Genomic DNA, 22,346 nt, shown 5'->3' on the forward strand with positions numbered 1-22,346 from the left:
CCTTCGTGCACGTGGCCGACGCGGCGGAGGCCGCCGTACGGGCTCTCGCGTGGCCCTCGGGGCGCGTACAACGTGGTGGACGACGCGCCCGCGCCCGGCCACGCCTGGCTGCCGGTCCTCGCGGAGGCCCTGGGGGGTGCCGGCCCCGGCGCGGAGCGGGGGCGGGGCGCCCTGGGCCCGGGGCGCCCGGGCCCGTGCCCTGGGCTGGGCCCCGGCCCGCCCGTCCTGGCGGACGGGCTTCGCGGACCGGGACCGGGGCTGACCCCGGCTGGGCCGGGCGGGCCCGGGGCGCTTCGGGTCAGCCCGGGTCCCGGTCCGGGCCGGGTCGTTACGGGGTGTACGACTTCGCGGCGTCGGCGACGAAGGGCTGCCTGACGGTGCGCATGCCGCCGGGGACCTTCTTGTCCGGCTGGATGATGACGGACTCCCGGGACGACGGCGCCTTGGGGTCGCCGAGGTTGTGGCTCATCCCGAAGCCGGCGTCGTAGGACGTCAGCGTCAGGAGCGCCTTGTCGACGCCGTCGCGGGTGAGGTCCTTGCTCTCGCAGGCCTTCTTCAGGGCCTCGCCGAAGACGCTCGCCGCGGTCCAGCCGGCGACGATGCCGTTGTCGAGGGTGTCGCTCGGGTAGGCGGCCTTGTAGTCGGCGACGAGCTTCTGCGCGGTCGGGGTGTCCGCGCCGATAGGGAGGCTCGGGGAGGCGAACCAGTACATCTTCTCCAGGGCGGGACCGGCCTGGGTGCCGAGCAGCTGCGGTGCGAAGGCGGAGTTGTTGCCGACGACGGGGATCCTGAGGCCGGTGGCGGCGGCGACTCCGACGAGGGAGGCGGCCTGGCGGGGGCCCGCGCTGATGACGACGGCCTTCACCCCGGCCTGCTTGAGTGCCGCGACCTGCGCCGACATGTCGTTGTCGGTGGGCTTGATCTTCTGCTCGACGACGGTCAGGCCCGCCTTCTCCGCCGCGTGCTTCGAGCCCTTGAGGGCGTTCTCGCCGTAGTCGCCCTCGAAGTAGACGTGGCCGAGCTTGTCGCCCGACTTCAGGCCCTTCTCCTTGAGCAGGAAGTCGACGGCGTTGATGGTCTCGACGTCGTACGTGGCGCCCAGGACGCGGATGTACGGGGAGCCGAGCAGCGAGGCCGACCAGGCCTGCGGGAGGACGAGGCCCTTGTCCTTGACGTCCACCCGGGGCTTGACGGCGGCGACGAACGGGGAGCCGATGAACTGGGCGAAGCCGACGACCTTCGGCTCCAGTTCGGTGTAGGCGGCGAGCGCCTTCTGCGGGTCGTAGCCGTGGTCGCGGACCGTCAGCTCCAGCTGCCGGCCGCAGATCCCGCCGGCGGCGTTGACCTGCTTCACGTACAGCTGCTGGGCCTGGGTAACGCTCTTGCCGAGGGTGGCGTACACGCCGGTCATGTCGGTGAGCGCGCCGAGCGAGATCGTCTTGTCGGTGACGCCCTCGCCGGTCTTCACCCCGCCCGCGCCGGTCTGCTTGCCGTCGCCGGACTTCGCCTTCGAGCTGCATCCGGCGGCGGTGAGGGCGACCAGTGCGGCGAGCGCGGCGGCCAGGCCCCGCACGGCCTGTCGTCGGTGGTTCATCGTGCCTCCCCTGAGGGTTCGGTGGTGGTCGGGATGTTCGGGGTGTTCGGGGTGTGCGTGGGGGTCTCGGGGGTCTCGCCGCTTCCGGCCCTTCCGGGCCTTCGCGCGGCCAGCCGGGCCAGGCCTCCGGGCAGGAACAGGACCACCGCGACGACGGCGGCGCCGTACAGGTAGCGCGCGGCCTCCCCCGGTGCGATGCCGCCCGTTCCCGGGGCGGAGACCAGCGGGAGCGCGTCGCTGTAGCGGTTCAGGATCTGGGGCAGGAGGGAGACGAAGACGCCTCCGGCGACCGCTCCCGCGACCGAGCCGAGACCGCCGATGACGATCATGGCGAGGTATTCGAGGGAGAGCGCCATGCCGAAGTACTCCGGCACCGTGCGCTGGAAGACCAGGGCGAGCAGGACGCCCGCGAGGCCCGCGTACATGGAGGACAGGACGAACACGGCACCGCGGTAGCGGGCGACCGGGATGCCCATGACGCCGGCGGCGATCCGGTGGTCGCGGATGGCGTTCATCGCCCGTCCGGGGCGGCCCCTGAGGACACCGCGGGCGAAGAGCACACCGCCGAGGAGCAGGATCAGACCGAGGTACCAGAGCTTCTCCACCGCCCCGAACGGCACCTGGGCGACGAGGAGTTCGGTGTCGTCGAAGGTGAGCCCGAAGAGGGACAGCGGCGGGACCGCGCGGCCGTTGTAGCCGCCCGTGAGGTCATGGGCGTTGAAGAGCACGTGCTGGCCGATGAAGATCAGCGCGAGCGTGGCGATGCCGAGGTACGCGCCCCGCAGCCGCCCCGCGATGGGGCTGAACACCCCGCCGGCCAGGCCCGAGAGGGCGACGGCGAGGACGGCGGCGAGCCAGCCGGGCAGGCCGAGTCCGGCGAGCCCGTCGGTGCCGTCCCCGGCGAAGGCGCAGTAGCCGTAGGCGCCGACGGCGAGGAAGAAGGCGTGCCCCATGGAGAGCTGTCCGGTGGCGCCGGTCAGCAGGTTGATGCCGATCGCGCCGATGGCGGCGGCCATCGCGAACAGGCCGGCCTGGAGCCAGAACCGGTCCAGGTAGAACGGCAGGACGAGGAGGACGAGACAGGCGGCGGCCCCCGCGTACACCGCGGTGCTGCCGACCCGCAGGCCGCTCCGGGCGAGGGTCTCAGACACGGGCGAGCTCCTTCGTGCCGAAGAGTCCGGCCGGACGGATCAGGAGCACCGCGACCATGACGAGATACGGGGCCAGATCGCCGATCCCCCGGCCGAGGAACGCCAGGTCGCTCTGGTAGCCGGTGGCGAGGGACTCGGTGACGCCGACGAGGAGCCCGCCGACGAGGGCGCCCGTGGTGGAGTCGAGGCCGCCGAGGATGGCGGCGGGGAAGGCCTTGAGCGCGGCGAGCGAGGTGGCCCGCTCGAGTCCCGGGGTCGGGAAGACGGTGAGGAAGAGCGCGGCGACGGCGGCGAGACCGCCGGCCACCGCCCAGGCGCCGATCGAGACCCGCCCGAGCCGGATGCCCATGAGGGCGGCGGTCTCCTGGTTCTCGGCGGCTGCCCGCATGGCGACGCCCCAGGACGTGTACCGGAAGGCGAGCAGGAACGCGGTGATGAGGAGGGCCGCCGCGAGCAGCGCGGCGATCCGGGTCTCCGCGATGGTGACCCCGCCGACGGTGACGACGGCGTCGCCCCACGGGTCGCCGAGGGCGAGGATGTCGGTGCCGATCCGGCGGGTCAGCTCGGTGGCGAGGAGGATGTCGACGCCGATGGTGACGATGGCGAGGACGCTGTGGTCGGTGCCCCGGTGGCGGCGCATCACGAGGAACTCGACGGCCGCGCCGACCACCGCCGCGCCCGCGATGCCGGCGAGCAGGGCGGGCCAGAAGCCGATCTCGTCGTGGAGGACGGCGGTGACGTAGCCGCCGGCGAGGAGAAGGGAGGCGTGGGCGAAGTTGACGACCTCGGTGGCCCGGAAGATGACCACGAAGCCGAGGGCGATGAGGGCGTAGATCGAGCCCAGTGAGATGCCGTTGATCAGGAACTCGGCGAAGGTGCTCACGCGGCGGACTCCTCTCCGAGGTAGGCGCGGACGACCGCCGGGTCGTTCTGGACGTCGGCGGGTGCCCCGTCGGCGATCCGGCGGCCGAAGTCGAGGACGGTGACGGAGTCGGCGAGCCGCATCACCAGGCCCATGTCGTGCTCGACGAGGAGCACCGAGATCCCGAGGCTGTCGCGGACCCCGGCGATGACCGAGGCGGTGCGGCGCCGCTCGTCGGCGGTCATCCCGGCGACGGGCTCGTCGAGGAGCAGCAGCTTCGGCTCCATGCAGAGCGCGCGGGCCAGTTCGGCGAGCTTCTGCTGTCCGTACGGGAGCGAGCCCGCCGGCCGCGCGAGCTGCTGCTCCAGGCCGACGAAGGCGGCGATCTCCCGCACCCGGGCGCGGTGGCGCGCCTCCTCGCGGGCGGCGGAGGGAAGGCGGAGCCCGGCGGCGACGAAGCCGGTGCGGGTCAGCCGGTGGCGGCCCAGCATCAGGCTGTCCTCGACGGTGGCGCGGGGCGGCAGCGCCAGGTTCTGGAAGATCCGGCCGACACCGAGGTCCGCGATCCGGTGCGGGGGCAGGGCGGTCAGCTCGTGCGGGCCGAGGCGGACGGAGCCCTCGGTGGCCCGGTAGACACCGGACAGGACGTTGAAACAGGTGGACTTCCCGGCGCCGTTGGGCCCGATGAGGGCGTGCACGGTGCCGGGCCGGACGGTGAAGCCGACGGCGTCGAGCGCGGTGAGGCCGGCGAAACGGACGGTGAGGTCACGCACTTCGAGGGCGGGGACGTCGGGGGCGGGTGGTGCCGTGGGGCCGGACGACGAGGGGGGTGCGGGCCGTGTTGTCATCGGGTCTCCTCCCAGCGGGACAGGACCGGGTGCGTGGCTTGGGCGCGCGCCGCGTCGGCGGCGGCGTCCTCGTCGACCACGCCCAGGTAGCGGCGGCGTACCTCGTCGGATGCGGCGAGTTCGGCGGCCGGGCCCGACAGGGTGACCTCGCCGACCTCCAGGACGTAGGCGCGGGAGGCGAGTCGCAGGGCGAGCGCCGCGTTCTGCTCGACGAGCAGCACCGCGGTGCCCTGGGAGTTGATCTCCCGGACGGCGTCCGCGATCCGGGCCGCCATCAGCGGGGCGAGCCCGAGCGAGGGTTCGTCCAGCAGGAGCAGGCCGGGCGAGGCCATCAGGGCGCGGCCGACGGCCAGCATCTGCTGTTCGCCTCCGGAGAGCAGCCCGGCGGGTTGGCGGGCCCGCTCCGCGAGCACCGGGAAGAGCTCGTGGACCCGGCGGAGCGAGACCGCCCTGGCCGCCCGTCCGCCGCGGCTGCCGAGCGCTCCGGCGCGCAGGTTGTCCTCGACCGTCATCCGGGCGAAGACCTGGCGGCCCTCGGGCACCTGGGAGACGCCGGCCGCGACGACGCGGTCGGGCGGCAGCCCGTCGAGCGGCCGGCCGTCGCGGCTCACCGTGCCGGACACCACGGCGCCGCCGTGGAACCGGAGGGTGCGCGAGACCGCCCGCAGCAGCGTCGACTTGCCGGCCCCGTTGGCCCCGAGGACGGTGACGACCTCGCCCGCCGGCACGGTCAGCGACACCTGTCGCAACGCGTGTACCGGTCCGTATCCCGCCGTCAGGTCCGTCACCTCGAGGGCGGGTGCGGTACCTCCCATGGTTCCCCTTTTCCGGTGTTCCCGGCCGCTTCTTGTTACTCGGCCGTTCGATGGCGCTCACCCCAGCACCGGGCCGGACCGCGCGTCCACGGCCCGCGGCCGAATCGCTGCCGGTGACCAGCGGGCGCGCCGAAGGGCTGTGCATGCGCACAACGCTGCGCGTCAGGGCTGTGCGGAGGGGGCCGGGGCGGTGGATCCTCCGGGCATGGGACGGCGCAGACGGCGGACCGGTGACGACTGGAAGGTGCTCGCGCAGGCGTGCACGGCGCTTCTGGAGCGGGTGCCGGAACTGGTGGACGAGCATCTGAGGGAACTCCACGCGTACGAGCCCGCCTACGGGCGGATCCTCCCGTACGACCAGCACTGGCAGGAGGCCGAGGAGGCGATACGCATCGGGATCGAGATGATCTCGGCGCCCCGGAGCTCGCCACGGCGGGACCTGGAGCACGCGGACGAGATGGGCCGGCGGCGGGCCGCCCAGGGCATGCCGCTCGAACTCGTCGTGCACGCCTACCGGCACGCCGGGCATCTCGTCTGGGACGCGCTGATCGAGGGCGCGGGGGCGGACACGGCGCAGCTGGCGGCGCTGATGCAGTCGGCGACGACGGTGTGGTCGGCGGTGGACGCGCAGGCGGACACGGCATCGGAGGCGTACCGGACGACGGAGCTCGAACTGCGCCGCCGCACGGACGAACAGCTCCAGGCGCTCCTCGACGCGCTGCTCCAGGGGCAGCGGTCGCCCGAGCTGGTGGCGCGGGCGGCGGCGGGCCTGGACCTGCCCGAGCAGGGGCGGTACGCGGTGGTCGTGCTGCGCTACGACCGGCGGGAGGAGCGGGAGCTGTTCCACCGGCAGGTGCAGGGCGAGGGCGTGCGGTTCCTGTGGCGGATGGGGGCCGACTGCGAGCTGGGGGTGGTGGCGCTCGCCGGGGACACCGGTCTGGACGCGCTGTCGGAACTCCTCGACGGGCGGTGCCCGGGTCCCGGCGGGATCAGTCCGGTGGTGGTCGGCCTGACCGAGCTGGGCCGGGCGAGGCGGCTCGCCGAGCTGGCGCTGCGGACGTGCCCGCCGGGGAGCCGCGAGATCGTACGGCTCGACCGGCGGATGGCGGGCGCGCTGGTGGTGGCCCAGCCGGAGGTGGCGGCCCTGCTGGTCGCGGACGTCCTGGGCGGGCTGCTCGAACTGGACCCGGCGGACCGGGCGGTGCTCCTGGAGACGCTGGACGCGTGGCTGGAGTGCGAGGGGTCGGCGGGGCGGGCGGCGGGACGGCTCTACTGCCACCGGAACACGGTCTTCAACCGGCTGCGCCGCCTGGAGCAACTGACGGCCCGGTCGCTGTCCCGGCCGCGGGACCTCACGGAGATGACCCTGGCCCTGGACGCGTTCCGCCTGACGTCACCGAGCTAGCCGCCCCCGGCCGTGGGCCGCCGTACCCCCGTACCCGCGCCCAGCTGCCCGATGCCCTCGCCCCGTGTGGGCGATCGTCCCGCTGGGGCAGATGCCCACAACGAGGGGGCGGCAGCGGGCGCGGGGGTGGGCACCGCCCCAGCGGGGCCGGCGCCCGCAACGGGGGGTGCCGGCCCGGCAGAGTTGGTGGCCACGACAGCGCGCGGCGCGGGGCGGATTACTTCAGGAAGTCCCGGGCGAGGTTCGCCGACGCTTCCTCCAGGAGCGGGCCCGCGTTGGCCATGGACTTCGCCGGGTCCGGCTCCAGCTCCGAGAGCGCGTACGCGCGGCGGATCCCCGCCGTGCCCAGCGCCTCCGGCGGGAGGGCCAGGCGGCCGCAGACCGCGACGACCTCCTTGCCCGCCGCGCGCGCCGCCGCCGCGACGCCCGCCGGCGCCTTGCCGTGCAGGGTCTGCTCGTCGAGGGAGCCCTCGCCGGTGATGACCAGCGTCGCCCGCTCGAGCGCGGGCGCGAAGCCGAGGACCTCGAGCATCAGCTCGATGCCGGGCCGGAAGCTCGCGCCGAGGAGGAGCGCGCCGTAGCCGATGCCGCCCGCGCCACCCGCGCCGGGGGCGACGGCCGCCTCGGCCGCCTTGGGGCCGATGGCCTTCTCCAGGACGGTGGCGAAGTGGGCGAGGGCCGCGTCCAGGGTCCGGACGTCGTCGGGCGTGGCGCCCTTCTGCGGCCCGTAGACCGCGGGGGCGCCCTTGGGCCCGGTGAGCGGGTTGTCTACGTCGCTCGCAAGGATCAGGTCGACCGAGGCGAAGCGGGGGTCGAGGCCGGTGAGGTCGGCGCTGGCGAGGTCGGCGAGGGGCGCGCCGCCGGGGCCCACGGGCGCGCCGGACGCGTCGAGGAAGCGGGCGCCGAGCGCGGCGAGCATGCCGGCGCCGCCGTCGGTGGTGGCGCTGCCGCCGACGCCGAAGACGACGGTGGTCGCGCCGGCGTCGAGCGCCGCGCGGAGCAGCTCACCGGAGCCGTACGTGGTCGCGGTCAGCGGGGCGAAGACGCCGGCCGGGAGGAGCTGGAGCCCGGAGGCCTCGGCCATCTCGACGACCGCGGTGGTGTCGCGCAGCGCGAACGCCGCGGTGACCTGCTCGCCGAGCGGCCCCGTCACCCGCACCTCGCGGCGTTCGAATCCGGCCGCGACGGCCGCCGCGACGGTGCCGTCGCCGCCGTCCGCGACGGGCAGGGTCTCCACCGTGAGGTCCGGGATCACCCGTCGCAGTCCTGCTGTGACCCGCTCCGCGACCTGCACGGCCGTGAGCGAGCCCTTGAACTTGTCGGCCGCCACGAGCACGTGAGCGACCTGAGTTGCTGCCCCGTCCGTCACCTTGCATCCCTTGCTTTCGAACGTGCAGTCGCGCCGAGGCCGACCCTATCCGTACCGCCGGACGGCGTGCCACCCCCGGATCGACTGATATGTCGCACCATAGTGGGGCAGCATGAGTACGGAACCGATCGACCGGCCCCCGCAGGAGCAGCAGGAACGGCACACGCCCGACGGCACGGTCATCGGGATCGGGATGGCGGCGGTGGTGGCCGTCGTCGCCTGGGCGGCCCTCGGCGAGGACTCCTTCGACCGTGCCTCGGCCTCGGCCCTGCGGTGGGTGCTCGACAACTTCGCGTGGCTGTTCGTGGTCGCCGCGGACACGTTCCTGGTGCTGTGCGTGGTCATCGCGCTGAGCCGCTTCGGCCGGATCCGGCTGGGCGCGGACGACTCGGAGCCCGAGTTCACGAACGTGGCGTGGATCGCGATGATGTTCAGCGCGGGCATGGGCATCGGCCTGATGTTCTACGGGGTAGGCGAGCCGCTCACGCACTTCCTGAGCCCTCCCCCGGCGACCGGCGTCCCGGCGGGGACCGGGCCCGCCGCCCGTACGGCACTGGAGTACTCGTTCTTCCACTGGACGCTGACCCCCTGGGCGATCTACGGCATCGCCGGCCTCGCCCTGGCGTACGCGGGTTTCCGCAAGGGCCGCGGCAATCGGCTGAGCTCCGCGTTCGTGCCGGTGATCGGGGCCCGTCGGGCGGCTTCCTGGCAGGGCAGGGCGATCGATCTGCTCGCGGTGTTCGCGACGGTGTTCGGCACGGCGACGAGCCTGGGGCTCGGCGCCCTCCAGGTGTCCGAGGGCCTGAACCTGACGATGGGCGTGGAGGACTCGACCGCCACCCAGCTGATCATCATCGTGTCGCTGTCCGGGGCCTTCGTCCTGTCGGCCTTCTCGGGTCTCCACAAGGGCGTGAAGTGGCTGTCCACGATCAACATCGTCCTCGCGGGCTGCCTGATGCTGTTCGTCTTCCTGCTCGGCCCGACCGTCTACATCCTGGACACCATCCCCGCCTCCGTCGGCGGCTATCTGCACGAGCTGCTGCCGATGGCGAGCCGTACGGGCGCGTTCACCGACCGTGAGTGGCTCGGGGCGTGGACGATCTTCTACTGGGCGTGGTGGCTCTCCTGGGCGCCGTTCGTCGGCACCTTCATCGCCCGGATCTCGCGCGGCCGGACGATCCGGGAGTTCCTGGTGGGCGTGCTGCTCGTGCCGTCCGGGGCGACGGTGGTCTGGTTCTGCGTGATGGGCGGTACGGCGATCCGGCTGGAGTCCACGGGCGCGGCGGACCTGGCGACGGCGATGAAGGACGGGGCGGAGGCCTCCCTGTTCGCGATGCTGGAGGCGCTGCCGATCGGCACGGTCACCTCGGTCGTGGCGATGCTCCTGGTGATGACGTACTTCATCACCAGCGCGGACTCGGCCTCGCTCGTCATGGGTTCGCTGACGAGCCGGGGCTCGCTGAACCCGCCGACCTGGCTGGTGGTGACCTGGGGCGTCCTGATGGCCGCCGTGGCGGCGGTGCTGCTGGTGGTGGGCGGTCTGAAGTCGCTCCAGACGGCGACGATCCTGGTGGCGCTGCCGTTCGTGGTGGTGATGCTGGTGCTGTGCTGGGCGCTCCTGAAGGAGCTGCGCGAGGACCCCGGCGCGGGCCCCGCCCGGCACCACGCCCTGCACGGTCTGCGGGACGCGGTGCGGACGCTGGTCGGCGAGGCGATGACGGAGCAGGGCGGCGACCCCCACCACCGGCCGCGGCGGGCGGCGAAGGCGCGCATGGACACGGATCCGCCGGAGGACACCGGCACCCCGCCGGGCTGACCCGCACCCCGACGGGGCCGACCCGGACCCCGGGGCCGCCCCGGTCGCTTCGGGGGCCGACCGGGAGACGCTGCGGGACCGGGTGCGCGGCGCCGTCTTCGGCTTCGACGGGGCCTGGATCCGTGAACTCGCGGAGCGGGCCGTGCGGTTGGCCGAGTCCGCCGGACCGCCGTCAGCCCTGGGGTGGTTCCGGCTGGACGACCTCGCCGGTGCGCACGGCCTCGTCGCGGCTGACGGCTCGGGCCTCCGTGCGGTGGCCGCGGGCGATGTAGTCGCGGACCACCGCCTCGACGGCGTCCTGGGGGTTGCCGATGCCGGCCAGGACCATGACTTCCACGACGAGTTCGGCGTCGAGACCGATGTTCACCTTGGCCATGGCGGGAACCTAGCACCGGTGAACCCGCTCGCGGGAGCGGTTCGGTGGTGCCTGGGGCCGCCGTACGACGATGGTCGCGAGCACCGGACCGTCGAGCCGCGCGAGCCGATCGGCACGGCGCCGCCCGCGCTCCTCGACCGGCTCCGCCAGAAGGTCGACCGGCTCCGCCGTCCGCTAGAAGAGGGCGGCCGGTTCCGCCGTACCCGACTCGAAGGCGAGCAGCCGCTGCTTGCGGTCCAGGCCGCCGCCGTAGCCGGTGAGGCTGCCGCCCGCCCCGACCACCCGGTGGCAGGGGACGATGATGCTGACGGGGTTCTTGCCGTTGGCGAGGCCCACGGCCCGGGACGCGGCGGGGTTGCCGAGTTCCTCGGCGAGTTCGCCGTACGTCCGGGTCTCCCCGTACGGGATGCGCAGCAGCCCCTCCCAGACCCGCAGCTGGAACGGCGTGCCGTTCAGGTTCAACGGCATGTCGAACGCGGTGAGTTCGCCCGCGAAGTAGGCGTCGAGCTGGCGGATCGCCTCGCCGAAGGGGCGCGGGTCGGGCTCGCCGAAGGTCTCCTCCGGCGGGCGGTGGCGCTGGCCGGTCATGTGGACGCGGCTGAGGACGCCGTCGACGGCGACGAGGGTCAGCGGGTCGTACGGGCTGTCCACGACGGTGTGCTGGATGGCGGGCATGGGAGGGGTCCTCACGGTCCTTTACGCGGGCAGGTGGTTGATCGGGTGGTCGTCGGTCGCCCAGAGGTACTGGACGGCGTACGCACGCCAGGGGCGCCAGTGCGCCGCGCGGGCGGTGAGGGCGGCCGGGGTACCGGGGAGGCCGAGTCCCTCGGCGGCGCGGCGGACGCCGAGGTCGCCGGGGACGAAGGCGTCCGGGTCGCCGAGGGCGCGCATGGCGATGATCTCGGTGGTCCAGGGGCCGAATCCGGGCAGGGCGAGCAGCCGGGCGCGGGCCTCCTCGCGGTCGTCGGCGGGGCCGAGGGTCAGGGAGCCGTCGGCGAGCGCCCGGACCAGGGTGAGGAGGGTGGTGCGGCGGCTGCGGGGCAGGGCCAGGGTCTCGGGGTCGAGGGCGGCCAGCGCCTCGGGGCCCGGGAAGAGGTGGGTGAGGCCGCCCTCGGGGTCGTCGACGGGGGTGCCGTGCGCGGTGACGAGCCGGGCGGCGTGGGTGCGGGCGGCGGCGGTGGAGACCTGCTGGCCGAGGACGGCCCGGACGGCGAACTCGGCGGGGTCGACGGTCCCGGGCACCCGGCGGCCGGGGGCGGCGTCGACGATCGGCGCGAGCCGCGGGTCGGCGCGCAGCCGCTCGTCGACGGCGACGGGGTCGGCGTCGAGGTCGAGGAGGCGGCGGCAGCGGCTGATGGCGTGCGTGAGGTCACGGGGGTCGGTGAGGGAGAGCCGGCAGGCGATGTGGTCGGCGCGCGGCGCGAGGGCGACGATGCCGTGTCCGTACGGGAGGGCGAGGGTCCGGCGGTAGGCGCCGTCGCGCCACTCCTCCACGCCGGGGACGGCGGTCGCGGCGAGGTGGCCGAAGAGGTTGGAGGGTTCCAGCGGGGTGCGGAAGGGCAGCCGGAGGCTGATCACCCCGGGTGTGGGGGTCCGGTCGGCACCGGGGCGGGCGGCGCGGGCGCGGAGCTCGCCGGGGGTGAGGGCGAAGACCTCGCGGACGGTGTCGTTGAAGGTGCGGATCGAGGCGAATCCGGCCGCGAAGGCGATCTCGCCGAGCGGCATCGGGGTCGTCTCGATGAGGACCCGGGCGGTCTGGGCGCGCTGGGCGCGGGCCAGGGCGAGCGGTCCCGCGCCGAGCTCGGCGAGGAGCTGGCGCTCGATCTGGCGGGTGGACCAGCCGAGCCGCCGGGCGAGCCCGGGGACGCCCTCGCGGTCGACGACGCCGTCCTGGATGAGGCGTACGGCGCGGGCGACGGCGTCGGCGCGGACGTTCCACTCGGGCGAGCCGGGGCTGGTGTCCGGCCGGCACCGCTTGCAGGCCCGGAATCCGGCGCGCTGGCAGGAGGCGGCGCTCGCGTGGAACTCCATGTTCTCGGGCTTGGGCGGGACGACCGGGCAGCTGGGACGGCAGTAGATCCGGGTGGTGCGGACGGCGGTGAAGAACACGCCGTCGAAGCGGGCGTCCTTCGACTGGACGGCCCGTACGCAGCGCTCGGTGTCGGTGTGCATGAGTCCAGGATCGGGCACGGACGGCTCGCGGGCTGGCGAGAAAACGACATGGACGTCACGGCGCCCGAGGTCGGGCGCCGGCCGGAGGCCGCCCGGATCAGATCACGACCGACCGGTAGTGGGTGGTCAGTCTGCCGTCGTCCCCCAGGACGTGGAAGGCGAGCGCGGGCGGCTGGTCGAGGTGGATGTGCGGATGCGTCACCGGACGCTCCCAGGGGAGGCGGATCGAGGACACGACTCCGGGGGCGACGAGCAGCGGTCGCCCGGCGAAGGTCGTGGCGGCGGCGGTGTGGACGTGGCCCGCCAGGAACGCGGTCAGGTGCGGGTGCCGGTCGGCGAGCGCGGCGAGCCGCTCCTCGCCGAACTGCCGGATCTCGTCCACGTACGGGGTGTGCAGCGGGACCGGCGGGTGGTGGAAGCCGACGAGGACGGGTACGTCGCGCGGGGTGGCGTCGAGGAGGGCGTCCAGCCACTCCAGGGTCTCGTCCTCCAGGTATCCGTCGTGCTTGCCGGGCACGGACGAGTCGCAGAGGGCGATCACGAAGCCCTCGCCCCGGAGCACCTGGTTGACGGGGGCGTACGGGCGCGTTCCGGTCGTGCCGGGGAGGAGGGCCTTCCGGAGGGCGGCCCGGTCGTCGTGGTTCCCCGGGCAGGCGAGCAGCGGGTGACGGGAGGTCAGCAGCTCCCGCACGAGGGCGTACTCGTCCGGGGTCGCGTGGTCGGCGAGGTCGCCGGTGACGACGACGGCCGCGAGGTCGTAGGGCAGTTCCTCCAAATAGCGCATGACCGCGCGGGTGCGGTCGGCGCTGCGCTGCTCCAGGTCGACATGGATGTCGCTGACATGAGCGATGACGATCACGTGGCTCGGTCCTCCGTCGGTCGGGCGGGCGGATGCCCACCCGACCGTACGGTGGTCGCGGTCCGTGCCGTAAGGGCCTCTTCGTGAGCCGTGGCCCGCTCGCCGGGGGCGGTGGACCGCCCCGGGCCGGTCCGCTACTCGAACCGCGTGGTGTCGCCCGCGCCGTGGCGCAGGACCTCGGGCTCGCCGCTGGAGAAGTCGACGACGGTGGTGGGTTCGGTTCCGCAGTCACCGGAGTCGAGGACCGCGTCCACCAGGTGGTCGAGCCGCTCCTTGATCTCCCAGCCCTGTGTCAGCGGCTCCGCCTCGTCGGGCAGCAGCAGGGTGCTGGAGAGCAGGGGTTCGCCGAGTTCGGCGAGGAGGGCCTGGGTTACGACGTGGTCGGGGATGCGGACGCCGACCGTCTTCTTCTTGGGGTGGAGGAGTGCCCGGGGCACCTCCTTCGTCGCGGGCAGGATGAAGGTGTACGGGCCGGGGGTCGCCGCCTTGACCGCGCGGAAGACGTCGTTGTCGATGTGCACGAGCTGGCCCAGCTGGGCGAAGTTCTGGCACATGAGCGTGAAGTGATGCCGGTCGTCGAGGTTGCGGATCGTCCGGATGCGGCTGATGCCGTCCCTGGATCCGAGTCGGCTGCCCAGCGCGTAGCAGGAGTCGGTCGGGTACGCGACGAGCGCACCGTTCCGGATGCTGTCGGCCACCGTGCCGATGGTGCGCGGCTGGGGGTTGTCGGGGTGCACGTCGAAGTACTTCGCCATGGGAGCAGTCTAATTTTTCCGGGCGGAGGGGCGCAGCAGGCGCCAGACGGCCTTCGCCGCGTTGTGCCCGGACATGCCGTGCACGCCGGGCCCGGGCGGGGTGGCGGCGGAGCAGAGGAAGACCGCCGGGTGCGGGGTGGCGTAGGGGCGGAGCGAGAGCGTGGGGCGCAGCAGGAGCTGGAGGCCGGTGGCGGCGCCGCAGGCGATGTCGCCGCCGATGTAGTTGGCGTTGTGCTCGGCGAGTTGGGGCGGTCCCGCGGTGGCGCGGGCCAGGACGCGGTCGCGGAAGCCGGGGGCGAAGCGCTCGATCTGGCGCTCGATGGCGTCGGTGAGGTCGCCCTGCCAGCCGTTCGGCACATGTCCGTACGCCCAGAAGACGTGCTTGCCCTCCGGGGCGCGGGAGGGGTCGACGACGCTGGGCTGGGCGGTGATGAGGAAGGGCGTGTCGGGCGCGGTGCCGGTGGACGCCTGGCGCAGGGCGGTGTCGATCTCGCCGGCGGTGGGGCCGATCTGCACGGTTCCGGCGCGTCGGGCCGCCTCGGCGGTCCACGGGACGGGGCCGTCCAGGGCGTAGTCGATCTTGAACGCGGCGGCGCCGTACCGGTAGTGGTCGTAGTGGCCGCCGAAGCCGGCGATCCGGGCGAGGGCCCGCGGCGAGGTGTCGAAGACGTAGGCGCGGGCGGGCGGCAGGTCGTCGAGCCGCTTGACCTCGAAGTCGGTGTGGACGGCGCCGCCGAGGTCCCTGAGGTACGCGGTGAGGGCGTCGGAGATCGACTGCGAGCCGCCCCGGGGCACGGGCCAGCCGCCGGCGTGGGCGGCGAGCGCGAAGACCAGGCCGACGGCGCCGGTGGCGAATCCGCCGAGCGGGGCCATGACATGGGCGACGAGCCCGGCGAACAGCCCCCGCGCCTTCTCGTCCTGGAAGCGGCGCATCAGCCAGGTCGACGGGGGCAGTCCGGCGAGGCCGAAGCGGGCCAGGGTGACCGGGTCGCGGGGCAGCGCCGTGAGCGGCAGCTGCATGAAGTCCCGGGCGAGGGTGTCCCACTTGCCGGTGAAGGGGGCGACGAGCCTGCGGTACGCGCCGGCGTCGCGGGGCCCGAAGGAGGCGGCGGTCTCGGCGACCGAGCGGGCGAGGACGGCGGCGGTTCCGTCGTCCCAGGGGTGGGCCATGGGCAGTTCGGGGTGGAGCCACTCAAGTCCGTACCGCTTCAGGGGCATCGTGCCGAAGACCGGCGAGCCGGCCCCGAGGGGATGCACCGCGGAGCAGGGGTCGTGGCGGAAGCCGGGGAGGGTGAGCTCCTCGGTCCTGGCGCCCCCGCCGACGGTCGGCTTCGCCTCGAAGACGGCCACGGAGAAGCCGCGGCGGGCCAGTTCGACGGCGGCGGTCAGTCCGTTGGGCCCCGCCCCCACGACGACGGCATCGAGCATCGACGTCACCTTCGACACCTTCGGACTCCTTCGTCAGCCGATGGCCAGGACTCCCAGGATAGGCCGGTGGTTCCGGGGCCCTCACTGCCCCCTGAGGAGGGTGAGGATCCGGTCGGCGGTCGCCGCGTCCCGGACCGCCGTGAACGGCAGCACGTTCCCGCCGGTGATCCGGAAGGGCTCGCCCGCGAGGGTCGTGTGCGTCCCGCCCGCCTCGGTGACGAGGAGCAGCCCGGCCGCGTGGTCCCACGCGTACTCCCAGGAGAACGCCGTGGCGGAGAGCGCTCCGCGCGCCACGGCCAGGTACTCCAGTCCGGCGGAGCCGCAGGGGCGGGGGGCGACGCCCTCGGTGACCAGGCCGAGCAGGGCCCGCTTCTGGTCGGGGGTGGTGTAGTCGGGGTGCGAGGTGGCGACCTCGAGGACCTCGCCGGAGCGGGGTGAACCGGCGTGCAGCGGCTGCCCGTTGAGCGTGGCGCCGCGGCCCCGTACGGCCACGGCGAACTCGTCGAGGGCGGGTGCGTACGTCCAGGAGGCGAGCAGCTCGCCGTGCCGGGCCAGCGCGACGAGGGTGCAGAAGCCGGGGTCGCCGTGGACGAACTGGCGGGTGCCGTCGACGGGGTCGACGATCCAGACGGGGGCGTCGCCGCGCAGGGCGTCGTAGACGGCGGGGTCGGCGTGGACCGCTTCCTCGCCGACCACCACCGAGCCGGGGAGCAGGGCGGTCAGGGACTCCGTGAGGTGGGCCTCGGCGGCCCGGTCGGCGACGGTGACCAGGTCGTGCGGGCCGTTCTTCTCGACGATGTCGTCCGCGGCGAGCTGCCGGAAGCGCGGCATGATCTCGGCGGCGGCCGCCTTGCGGACCGCCTCCTCCACCTCGGTCGTACGGCCGGCCAGGACAAGGTCAAGGAACTCTTCACTCATGCGTCCAGCTAAGCACGGGGCGCTGACAACCGGACCGCCGGATTCGTCACCCTCCGTTTCCCCGGAGAGTACCCTTTGGCCGAGTTCACCCCTTACATGCAGGGAGGGTTCCGTGCACGGCGCGTACCACGGTGAGTACAAGGTCCCCGGCGGCAAGCTGGTGGTCGTCGACCTCGACGCCGAGGACGGGGTCCTGCGGAACGTCCGGGTCGCGGGCGACTTCTTCCTCGAACCGGACGAGGCGATCCTGGCGATCGACCACGCCCTGGAGGGCGCGCCGGTCGACACGGACGCGTCCGGGCTCGCGGCGCGGATCGACGCGGCGCTGCCGCCGGGCACGCAGATGTTCGGGCTGACCGCGGAGGGCGTCGGGGTCGCGGTCCGCCGGGCGCTCGCGCACGCCACGGACTGGACCGACTACGACTGGCAGCTGATCCACGAGCAGCCGCAGTCCCCCGCGCTGCACATGGCGCTCGACGAGGTGATCACGGCCGAGGTGGCCGCGGGCCGCCGGCCGCCGACCCTGCGGGTCTGGGAGTGGGCCGACCCCGCGGTGGTCATCGGCAGCTTCCAGTCCCTCCGCAACGAGGTCGACCCGGAGGCGGCCGCGCGGCACGGCATCCAGGTGGTGCGCCGGATCAGCGGCGGCGGGGCGATGTTCATCGAGCCCGGCAACACGATCACGTACTCGCTCTCCGTGCCCGCCGCGCTCGTGCAGGGCCTGTCGTTCACCGACAGCTACGCCTACCTCGACGACTGGGTGCTCGGCGCGCTCGGCGCCATGGGCATCCGCGCCTGGTACCAGCCGCTCAACGACATCGCCACGGACGCGGGCAAGATCGCGGGCGCGGCGCAGAAGCGGATGGTGACGGGCCACGGGGCGGTCCTGCACCACGTGACGATGGCGTACGACATCGACGCGGACAAGATGACGGAGGTGCTGCGGATCGGCCGCGAGAAGCTCTCGGACAAGGGCACGAAGAGCGCGAAGAAGCGGGTGGACCCGCTGCGGCGCCAGACCGGCCTGCCGCGCGAGACGGTGATCGACCGGATGATCGCCTCCTTCCGGGGCCGGTACGGCCTGTCGGAGGGCCGTGTCACGGAGGACGAGCTGACGCGGGCGAAGGAGCTCGCGGAGACGAAGTTCGGGACGGCGGAGTGGACCGGGCGGGTGCCGTAGTCCGGCGACGCGGGTGCCGTGGTCGCGGTGCCGTCGGTCCGGCGCGGGTGCGACGGTCGGGCACGGCCCGGTCGCGTGGGCCCGCGTAGGGTGGCGTCATGCGTGTCGGGGGCCCGGTGAAGCCCGGTCTGCGGATGGAGAGCGCCGACGGGCGCCGACTGGTGCTGCTCCAGGGCGCGGAGCCCGTCCTCTTCGCCCGGCAGCGGGCCACCCACCGCGGTCTGCACTACGCGCGCACCGGCCGGTACGCCTCTCCCCTGCCCCCGCTCCGGGCCGAACGGGCACGTGCGGCGGCGGAGTTCGCGGTCCCGGGTTCGGCGGAGTGGTCGGAGCGCTGGGCCGCGTTCGCGGAGGCGGAGCTCAGGACGGCGGCCGACGGGCCGCTCCACACGGGCGAGTGGCTGCTGGCCCCGGACACCCACCGGTGGTTCGTGGACGTCAACTGGCCCAAGCTCCTGGCCCACGACCCGGAGCGGGGCCATCTGACCTGGTTCGGGTACGGCGACCCGGTGGAGGACGCGCGCGACCTGCTGCCGCTGCGTGCGCTGTCGCGTCCGGAGGCGCCGCGGGTGAAGGCGTACCGCCGTCAGTACCGGGAGGGTGCGCTGCCGCCGGTGTTCGCCTGGTGGATCAGCGGGCTCAACTCCCCGGTGGTGCTTGACGGTCACGACCGTCTGACGGCGGCGCTCGCGGAGGGCGGCAGGCCGGAGGTGCTCGTCCTCTCGCGGGCGGCCGATGCCGCGTGGGTGGCGCTCTGCGCCGAGCGCCCGGTGATCGAGTACGAGAAGCGGCTCGCCGCGCTTGACGGCCCGCTCGCCCCGCTGCAGATCGCGAACGAGAGCCGGAGGCTGGCCGCCGACCTCACGGCGATCGTCCACTCCCCCGACCTGACCCGCGCCTGGCCGTTCCCGGGCGGCGCCGCCGCCTGGGACGCGGCGGCGGCCGCGCACGTGCCCGGCTGGGCGCCGGACGCCGAGAGCTGATCACGGCTCCGGTCACCGGTCCGGCCCCATGACCAGGTGACCACACCCCGCCCGTCTCGTTGATGCCCACGCGGCCCGGTACGGACGTGCGGAAACGTCTCCGCACGCCGTCGGTCCCGGGAACACGGCGCCGACGGTACGGAGATCAGGTGGGACGGGCGAGGAAGCTCATGGCGACGGTCGCGGGCGCGGTGATGGCACTGTGTCCCTTGGGGATCGTGCCGCCCGCGCTGGCGGTCGTCGGCGGACAGGAGGCACGGCCCCACCAGTACCCCTTCATGGCGGGACTCGTGGACGTGGTGGAGCGCCGGGTGATGTGCGGCGGGGCGCTGATCGGCGGCCGGTACGTGCTCACCGCCGCCCACTGCCTGACGGGCTCGTACGCCGACCCCACGCGGGTGGGGGTGCTGCTCGGCGACCACGACCTGACGACCGCCGCCGACAGCCCGCACGCGGTCCTGCTGACACCGGCCCGCTTCGTCCCCCACCCCGACTACGACCCGGGCACCCAGCTGAACGACATCGCCCTCGTCGAACTCGCCGAACCGGTCGCGCTCAACCGCGACGTACGACCGGTCGGTCTGCCCTCCTCGTCCGCGCACGCCGGCCTGGACGGGACACAGGTCGAGGTGCCCGGCTGGGGCACGACCTCGTTCGGCGGCCGCACCTCGGACGTCCTGCGGACCGTGACCCTCGGGACCATGAGCAACACGGCCTGCGCCGGCCGGGGCATGGAACAGGTCGCGCCCACGCAGATCTGCACGTACGCCCCCGGGCGCGACACCTGCCAGTACGACTCCGGCGGCCCCCTGGTGCGGGTGGTCCGGGGCCGGCCGTACGTCGTCGGTCTGGTGTCCTACGGCAGGGAGTGCGCCACCGACACTCCCGCCGTCAACACCCGTGTGCGCTCCTACCTCAGCTGGATCGAGCGGACGACCGGCCGGCTGCCCCGCGCCTCATGAGGGCGGTGTAGAGGAGCAGCGAGGCGGCGAGGCCGACGGCCCAGCCGTAGTCGGACAGGGGTTTCAGGAAGGGGATCAGACCGTCCTCCGGGAAGGGGCCGGCGCCCGGGGCCGAGTGGGAGCCGCCGACGGCGAGGACGCCGCCGACCAGGAAGGCGAGCACGGCCGCCGGGTTCCAGCCGCCCCGGTACCAGTAGGGTCCGTCGGCCCGGTAGAGCCCCGCCAGGTCGAGGACGGTGCGGCGGACGAGCCAGTAGTCGGCGATCAGGATGCCCGCGACCGTACCGAGGAGGCCGCCGACCAGGCCCAGCCAGGTGAAGATGTACAGCTCGGGGGTGGCGGTGAGCTTCCACGGCATGATGAGCACGCCGACGACTCCGGTGATCAGCGCGCCCGTTCGGAAGTCGATCAGTTTCGGGGCGAGGTTGGCGAGGTCGTACGCGGGGGAGACGACGTTCGCCGCGATGTTCACCGACAGGGTGGCGACGAGCACCGTCACCAGGGCGAAGAGCAGTCCGAAGACGTTGTCGGTCTTGGCGGCTAGTGCCACCGGGTCCCAGACGGGCGCCCCGTACACGGCCTGCGAACCGGAGGTGACGAGCACCGAGAGCAGCGCGAACAGGGTCATGGTGGTGGGGAGTCCGAGGGACTGGCCCAGGACCTGGGAGCGCTGGCCGGCGCCGAAGCGGGTGAAGTCGGGGATGTTGAGGCTGAGCGTCGCCCAGAAGGCGATCATGCCCATGAGGGCGGGGAAGAAGACGGGCCAGAAGTCGGCGCCCCAGCCGAGCTTCGACGGCTGGTCGAGCAGGGGGCCGAGGCCGCCGGCCTTGACGGCGATCCAGCCGAGGAGGACCAGCGCGCCGACGATGACGAAGGGCGCGGCCCAGTTCTCGAAGCGGCGCAGGGTCTCCATCCCCCGGTAGATGATGGCGAGTTCGAGGGCCCAGAACAGGGCGAAGCAGAGCCAGAGGGTCCAGGGCTGGCCGCCGATCCTCGACGCGTCCGCCCAGCCGCCGCCGAAGACCTTGTCGAGCAGGACGAAGATGCCCTGGCCGCCGATCCAGGTCTGGATGCCGAACCAGGCGCAGGCGACCCCGGCCCGGATGAGGGCGGGCAGGTTCGCTCCGCGCAGCCCGAAGGAGGCGCGGGCGAGGACGGGGAAGGGGATGCCGTACTTGGGTCCGGCGTGCCCGGTGAGCAGCATCGGCAGCAGGACGACGACGTTGGCCAGGGCGATGGTGAGCACCGCCTGCTTCCAGTCCATGCCGAGGGCGACGAGACCGGAGGCGAGCATCCAGGAGGGGATGTTGTGGGCCATGCCGACCCAGAGGGCGGCGAAGTTGTAGGTGGTCCAGCGGCGTTGGGCGACGGGGACGGGAAGCAGGTCCTCGTTGACGAAGCGGGGGTCGTCGGGGGTGGTGCCGGGGGCGAGCTCGACGCGGCCGCCGGGCGCGGCGGGTTCGGAAGGGCTTGCGGATCTTTCCGGGGGGACGGTCGCGGTCATACGGAGGAACCCTTCGTTCGGCGGGGAGGACGGAACGAGGTGTCGCCCGGGGAGGGGCGAGGGGTGCCATGCCGGATCGGCTCCTTCGTGGTCTGTCAAGGACCACTTGCAGCCAAGGTGTTGGGGACCGATTCTTCCACTCGGCGTGCGACGCGGGTAGACCCCCGTCACCGCGCCGGACGCCGCCGGCCCGCCCGTGCATGGGGAAGGCCGTCCGGCGGAAAGGTGGGAGGCGCTGCCGGGCGCGAGCTCCTCGAGCACGGCGCCGCCCGCCGACCGCTGCGGCCGCCCGCGGACCCCTGCGGCCGCCCGCCGGACGGTGCCCGGCGGGTCAGCGGAAGGCGGGGACGACCTCGGAGCCGTAGGCGTCGATCGTCGTCTCCTTCGCGTCGTGCATGGCGTACACGGCGAACTGGTCCACGCCCATCTCCCGCAGCCGCCGCAGCTTCTCGACGTGGGCCTCGGCCGGGCCGAGCAGGCAGAAGCGGTCGACGATCTCGTCGGGGACGAACCGGGTGTCGGGGTTTCCGGCGCGCCCGTGGTGGGAGTAGTCGTAGCCGTGCCGGTCCTTGATGTACGCCGTGAGCTCCTCCGGGACCATGTCGGAGTGCTCGCCGTACCTGGCGACCAGGTCGGCGACGTGGTTGCCGACCATGCCGCCGAACCAGCGGCACTGCTCGCGGGCGTGCGCCAGGGCTTCCGGGGAGTCGTCGGCGGTGACGTAGGCGGGCGCCGCCACGCAGATGGTGAGCGCGTCGGGGTCGCGGCCGGCGTCCGCGGCGGCCTGGCGGACCGCCTTGACCATCCACTCGGTGAGGAACGGGTCGGCGAGCTGGAGGATGAAGCCGTCGGCCTTCTGTCCTGCGAGGGCCAGCGCCTTCGGACCGTACGCCGCCATCCACACCGGCAGCTTGCCGTTCTTGATCCACGGGATGCGGACCGGGTTGCCGTCGACCCGGGCCTCCCGCCCTTCGGCGAGGTCGCGGATGACGTCGATGGCCTCGCCCAGACGGGCCAGGGTGTTCGGCCGGCGTCCGGCGACGCGCATCGCCGAGTCGCCGCGGCCGATGCCGCAGACGGTCCGGTTGCCGAACATGTCGTTGAGCGTGGCGAAGGTGGAGGCGGTCACCTCCCACGTACGGGTCCCCGGATTGGTCACCATCGGGCCCACGTGCAGCTTGGTGGTGTGTTCGAGGATCTGGCTGTAGATGACGAAGGGTTCCTGCCACAGGACGGCGGAGTCGAAGGTCCAGCCGTAGCGGAAGCCGTTGCGTTCCGCCCGGCGCATCAGCCCGACGACCTGCGACGCCGGCGGGTCGGTCTGCAGGACGAGTCCAAAATCCAACGTC

General features: G+C 73.6%; 20 protein-coding genes. 5 read left to right on the forward strand and 15 right to left on the reverse strand.

The genetic code is table 11. From position 1 onward, the window contains the following. Positions 1–328: 328 nt before the first annotated feature. From ACIP84_RS07120 to ACIP84_RS07140, 5 genes are read right to left on the reverse strand one after another with little or no spacing between them, the layout of a single operon-like run. On the reverse strand, positions 329–1,594 hold the full coding sequence (locus ACIP84_RS07120; protein WP_401795448.1) for an ABC transporter substrate-binding protein: 1,266 nt from the start codon (positions 1,592–1,594) through the stop codon (positions 329–331). Beyond that, on the reverse strand, positions 1,591–2,745 hold the full coding sequence (locus ACIP84_RS07125) for a branched-chain amino acid ABC transporter permease (RefSeq protein WP_401795451.1): 1,155 nt from the start codon (positions 2,743–2,745) through the stop codon (positions 1,591–1,593). The genes ACIP84_RS07120 and ACIP84_RS07125 overlap by 4 nt, the downstream gene beginning before the upstream one ends. Continuing rightward, a complete protein-coding gene (locus tag ACIP84_RS07130; RefSeq protein WP_355965537.1) occupies positions 2,738–3,628 on the reverse strand; it encodes a branched-chain amino acid ABC transporter permease in 891 nt (296 codons plus the stop codon). The genes ACIP84_RS07125 and ACIP84_RS07130 overlap by 8 nt, the downstream gene beginning before the upstream one ends. Beyond that, positions 3,625–4,455: an ABC transporter ATP-binding protein gene (locus ACIP84_RS07135; protein ID WP_401795454.1), complete on the reverse strand. Its 831-nt coding sequence runs from the start codon at positions 4,453–4,455 to the stop codon at positions 3,625–3,627. The genes ACIP84_RS07130 and ACIP84_RS07135 overlap by 4 nt, the downstream gene beginning before the upstream one ends. Beyond that, positions 4,452–5,270 carry an ABC transporter ATP-binding protein gene (locus ACIP84_RS07140; protein WP_401795457.1) on the reverse strand — a complete coding sequence of 273 codons (819 nt, stop codon included), beginning with the start codon at positions 5,268–5,270 and terminating at the stop codon, positions 4,452–4,454. Before ACIP84_RS07140 ends, ACIP84_RS07135 begins: the two co-directional genes overlap by 4 nt. A gap of 205 nt (positions 5,271–5,475) precedes the next feature. Between ACIP84_RS07140 and ACIP84_RS07145 the strand changes: the two genes are divergently transcribed. Then, the gene (locus tag ACIP84_RS07145; RefSeq protein WP_355965532.1) at positions 5,476–6,675 is read left to right on the forward strand and encodes a helix-turn-helix domain-containing protein; all 1,200 of its coding nucleotides are present in this window, start codon (positions 5,476–5,478) and stop codon (positions 6,673–6,675) included. Between the two features lie 217 nt (positions 6,676–6,892). Here the strand turns inward: ACIP84_RS07145 and ACIP84_RS07150 are convergent, their stop codons facing one another. Next, complete coding sequence (locus tag ACIP84_RS07150) at positions 6,893–8,044, reverse strand: glycerate kinase (RefSeq protein ID WP_355965530.1); 1,152 nt, start codon at positions 8,042–8,044, stop codon at positions 6,893–6,895. A 112-nt stretch (positions 8,045–8,156) separates the two neighbouring features. On the opposite strand from ACIP84_RS07150, the gene ACIP84_RS07155 reads away from it, so the two are divergent. Further along, positions 8,157–9,860, forward strand: a complete 1,704-nt coding sequence (locus ACIP84_RS07155; RefSeq protein WP_401795460.1) for a BCCT family transporter — start codon at positions 8,157–8,159, stop codon at positions 9,858–9,860. A 172-nt stretch (positions 9,861–10,032) separates the two neighbouring features. Here ACIP84_RS07155 and ACIP84_RS07160 read toward each other — a convergent pair whose 3' ends face one another. From ACIP84_RS07160 to ACIP84_RS07190, 7 genes are all read right to left on the reverse strand, one after another. Continuing rightward, complete coding sequence (locus tag ACIP84_RS07160; RefSeq protein WP_055601106.1) at positions 10,033–10,236, reverse strand: type II toxin-antitoxin system VapB family antitoxin; 204 nt, start codon at positions 10,234–10,236, stop codon at positions 10,033–10,035. A 174-nt stretch (positions 10,237–10,410) separates the two neighbouring features. Beyond that, positions 10,411–10,911 carry a methylated-DNA--[protein]-cysteine S-methyltransferase gene (locus tag ACIP84_RS07165; RefSeq protein ID WP_401795463.1) on the reverse strand — a complete coding sequence of 167 codons (501 nt, stop codon included), beginning with the start codon at positions 10,909–10,911 and terminating at the stop codon, positions 10,411–10,413. A gap of 21 nt (positions 10,912–10,932) precedes the next feature. Beyond that, positions 10,933–12,408, reverse strand: coding sequence for an AlkA N-terminal domain-containing protein (locus tag ACIP84_RS07170; RefSeq protein ID WP_401795466.1), 1,476 nt, complete (start codon positions 12,406–12,408; stop codon positions 10,933–10,935). A 97-nt stretch (positions 12,409–12,505) separates the two neighbouring features. Continuing rightward, entirely contained in the window at positions 12,506–13,267 is a 762-nt protein-coding gene (locus ACIP84_RS07175; RefSeq protein WP_401795469.1) for a metallophosphoesterase, read from the reverse strand. A 134-nt stretch (positions 13,268–13,401) separates the two neighbouring features. After that, complete coding sequence (locus ACIP84_RS07180; protein ID WP_401795472.1) at positions 13,402–14,022, reverse strand: L-threonylcarbamoyladenylate synthase; 621 nt, start codon at positions 14,020–14,022, stop codon at positions 13,402–13,404. A 9-nt stretch (positions 14,023–14,031) separates the two neighbouring features. Further along, the gene (locus ACIP84_RS07185; RefSeq protein ID WP_401795722.1) at positions 14,032–15,459 is read right to left on the reverse strand and encodes a phytoene desaturase family protein; all 1,428 of its coding nucleotides are present in this window, start codon (positions 15,457–15,459) and stop codon (positions 14,032–14,034) included. 72 nt (positions 15,460–15,531) lie between these two features. Next, positions 15,532–16,368, reverse strand: coding sequence for an inositol monophosphatase family protein (locus tag ACIP84_RS07190; protein ID WP_401795474.1), 837 nt, complete (start codon positions 16,366–16,368; stop codon positions 15,532–15,534). Positions 16,369–16,480: 112 nt separating this feature from the next. Between ACIP84_RS07190 and ACIP84_RS07195 the strand changes: the two genes are divergently transcribed. From ACIP84_RS07195 to ACIP84_RS07205, 3 genes are all read left to right on the forward strand, one after another. Beyond that, positions 16,481–17,548 carry a biotin/lipoate A/B protein ligase family protein gene (locus ACIP84_RS07195; protein WP_355965518.1) on the forward strand — a complete coding sequence of 356 codons (1,068 nt, stop codon included), beginning with the start codon at positions 16,481–16,483 and terminating at the stop codon, positions 17,546–17,548. Between the two features lie 98 nt (positions 17,549–17,646). Then, a complete protein-coding gene (locus ACIP84_RS07200) occupies positions 17,647–18,531 on the forward strand; it encodes a hypothetical protein (protein WP_401795477.1) in 885 nt (294 codons plus the stop codon). Positions 18,532–18,701: 170 nt separating this feature from the next. Continuing rightward, positions 18,702–19,493: a serine protease gene (locus ACIP84_RS07205; RefSeq protein ID WP_401795480.1), complete on the forward strand. Its 792-nt coding sequence runs from the start codon at positions 18,702–18,704 to the stop codon at positions 19,491–19,493. Here the strand turns inward: ACIP84_RS07205 and ACIP84_RS07210 are convergent. Continuing rightward, positions 19,447–20,997, reverse strand: coding sequence for an NCS1 family nucleobase:cation symporter-1 (locus ACIP84_RS07210; protein ID WP_401795483.1), 1,551 nt, complete (start codon positions 20,995–20,997; stop codon positions 19,447–19,449). The two genes, ACIP84_RS07205 and ACIP84_RS07210, sit on opposite strands and share 47 nt — an antisense overlap. Before the next feature lie 331 nt (positions 20,998–21,328). Beyond that, positions 21,329–22,342 (reverse strand): TIGR03842 family LLM class F420-dependent oxidoreductase, encoded by a 1,014-nt coding sequence (locus tag ACIP84_RS07215; protein WP_355965510.1) that lies wholly within the window; start codon positions 22,340–22,342, stop codon positions 21,329–21,331. Positions 22,343–22,346: the final 4 nt, after the last annotated feature.

The sequence above is a fragment of the Streptomyces sp. NPDC088707 genome, assembly GCF_044752725.1.
GTDB lineage: Bacteria > Actinomycetota > Actinomycetes > Streptomycetales > Streptomycetaceae > Streptomyces.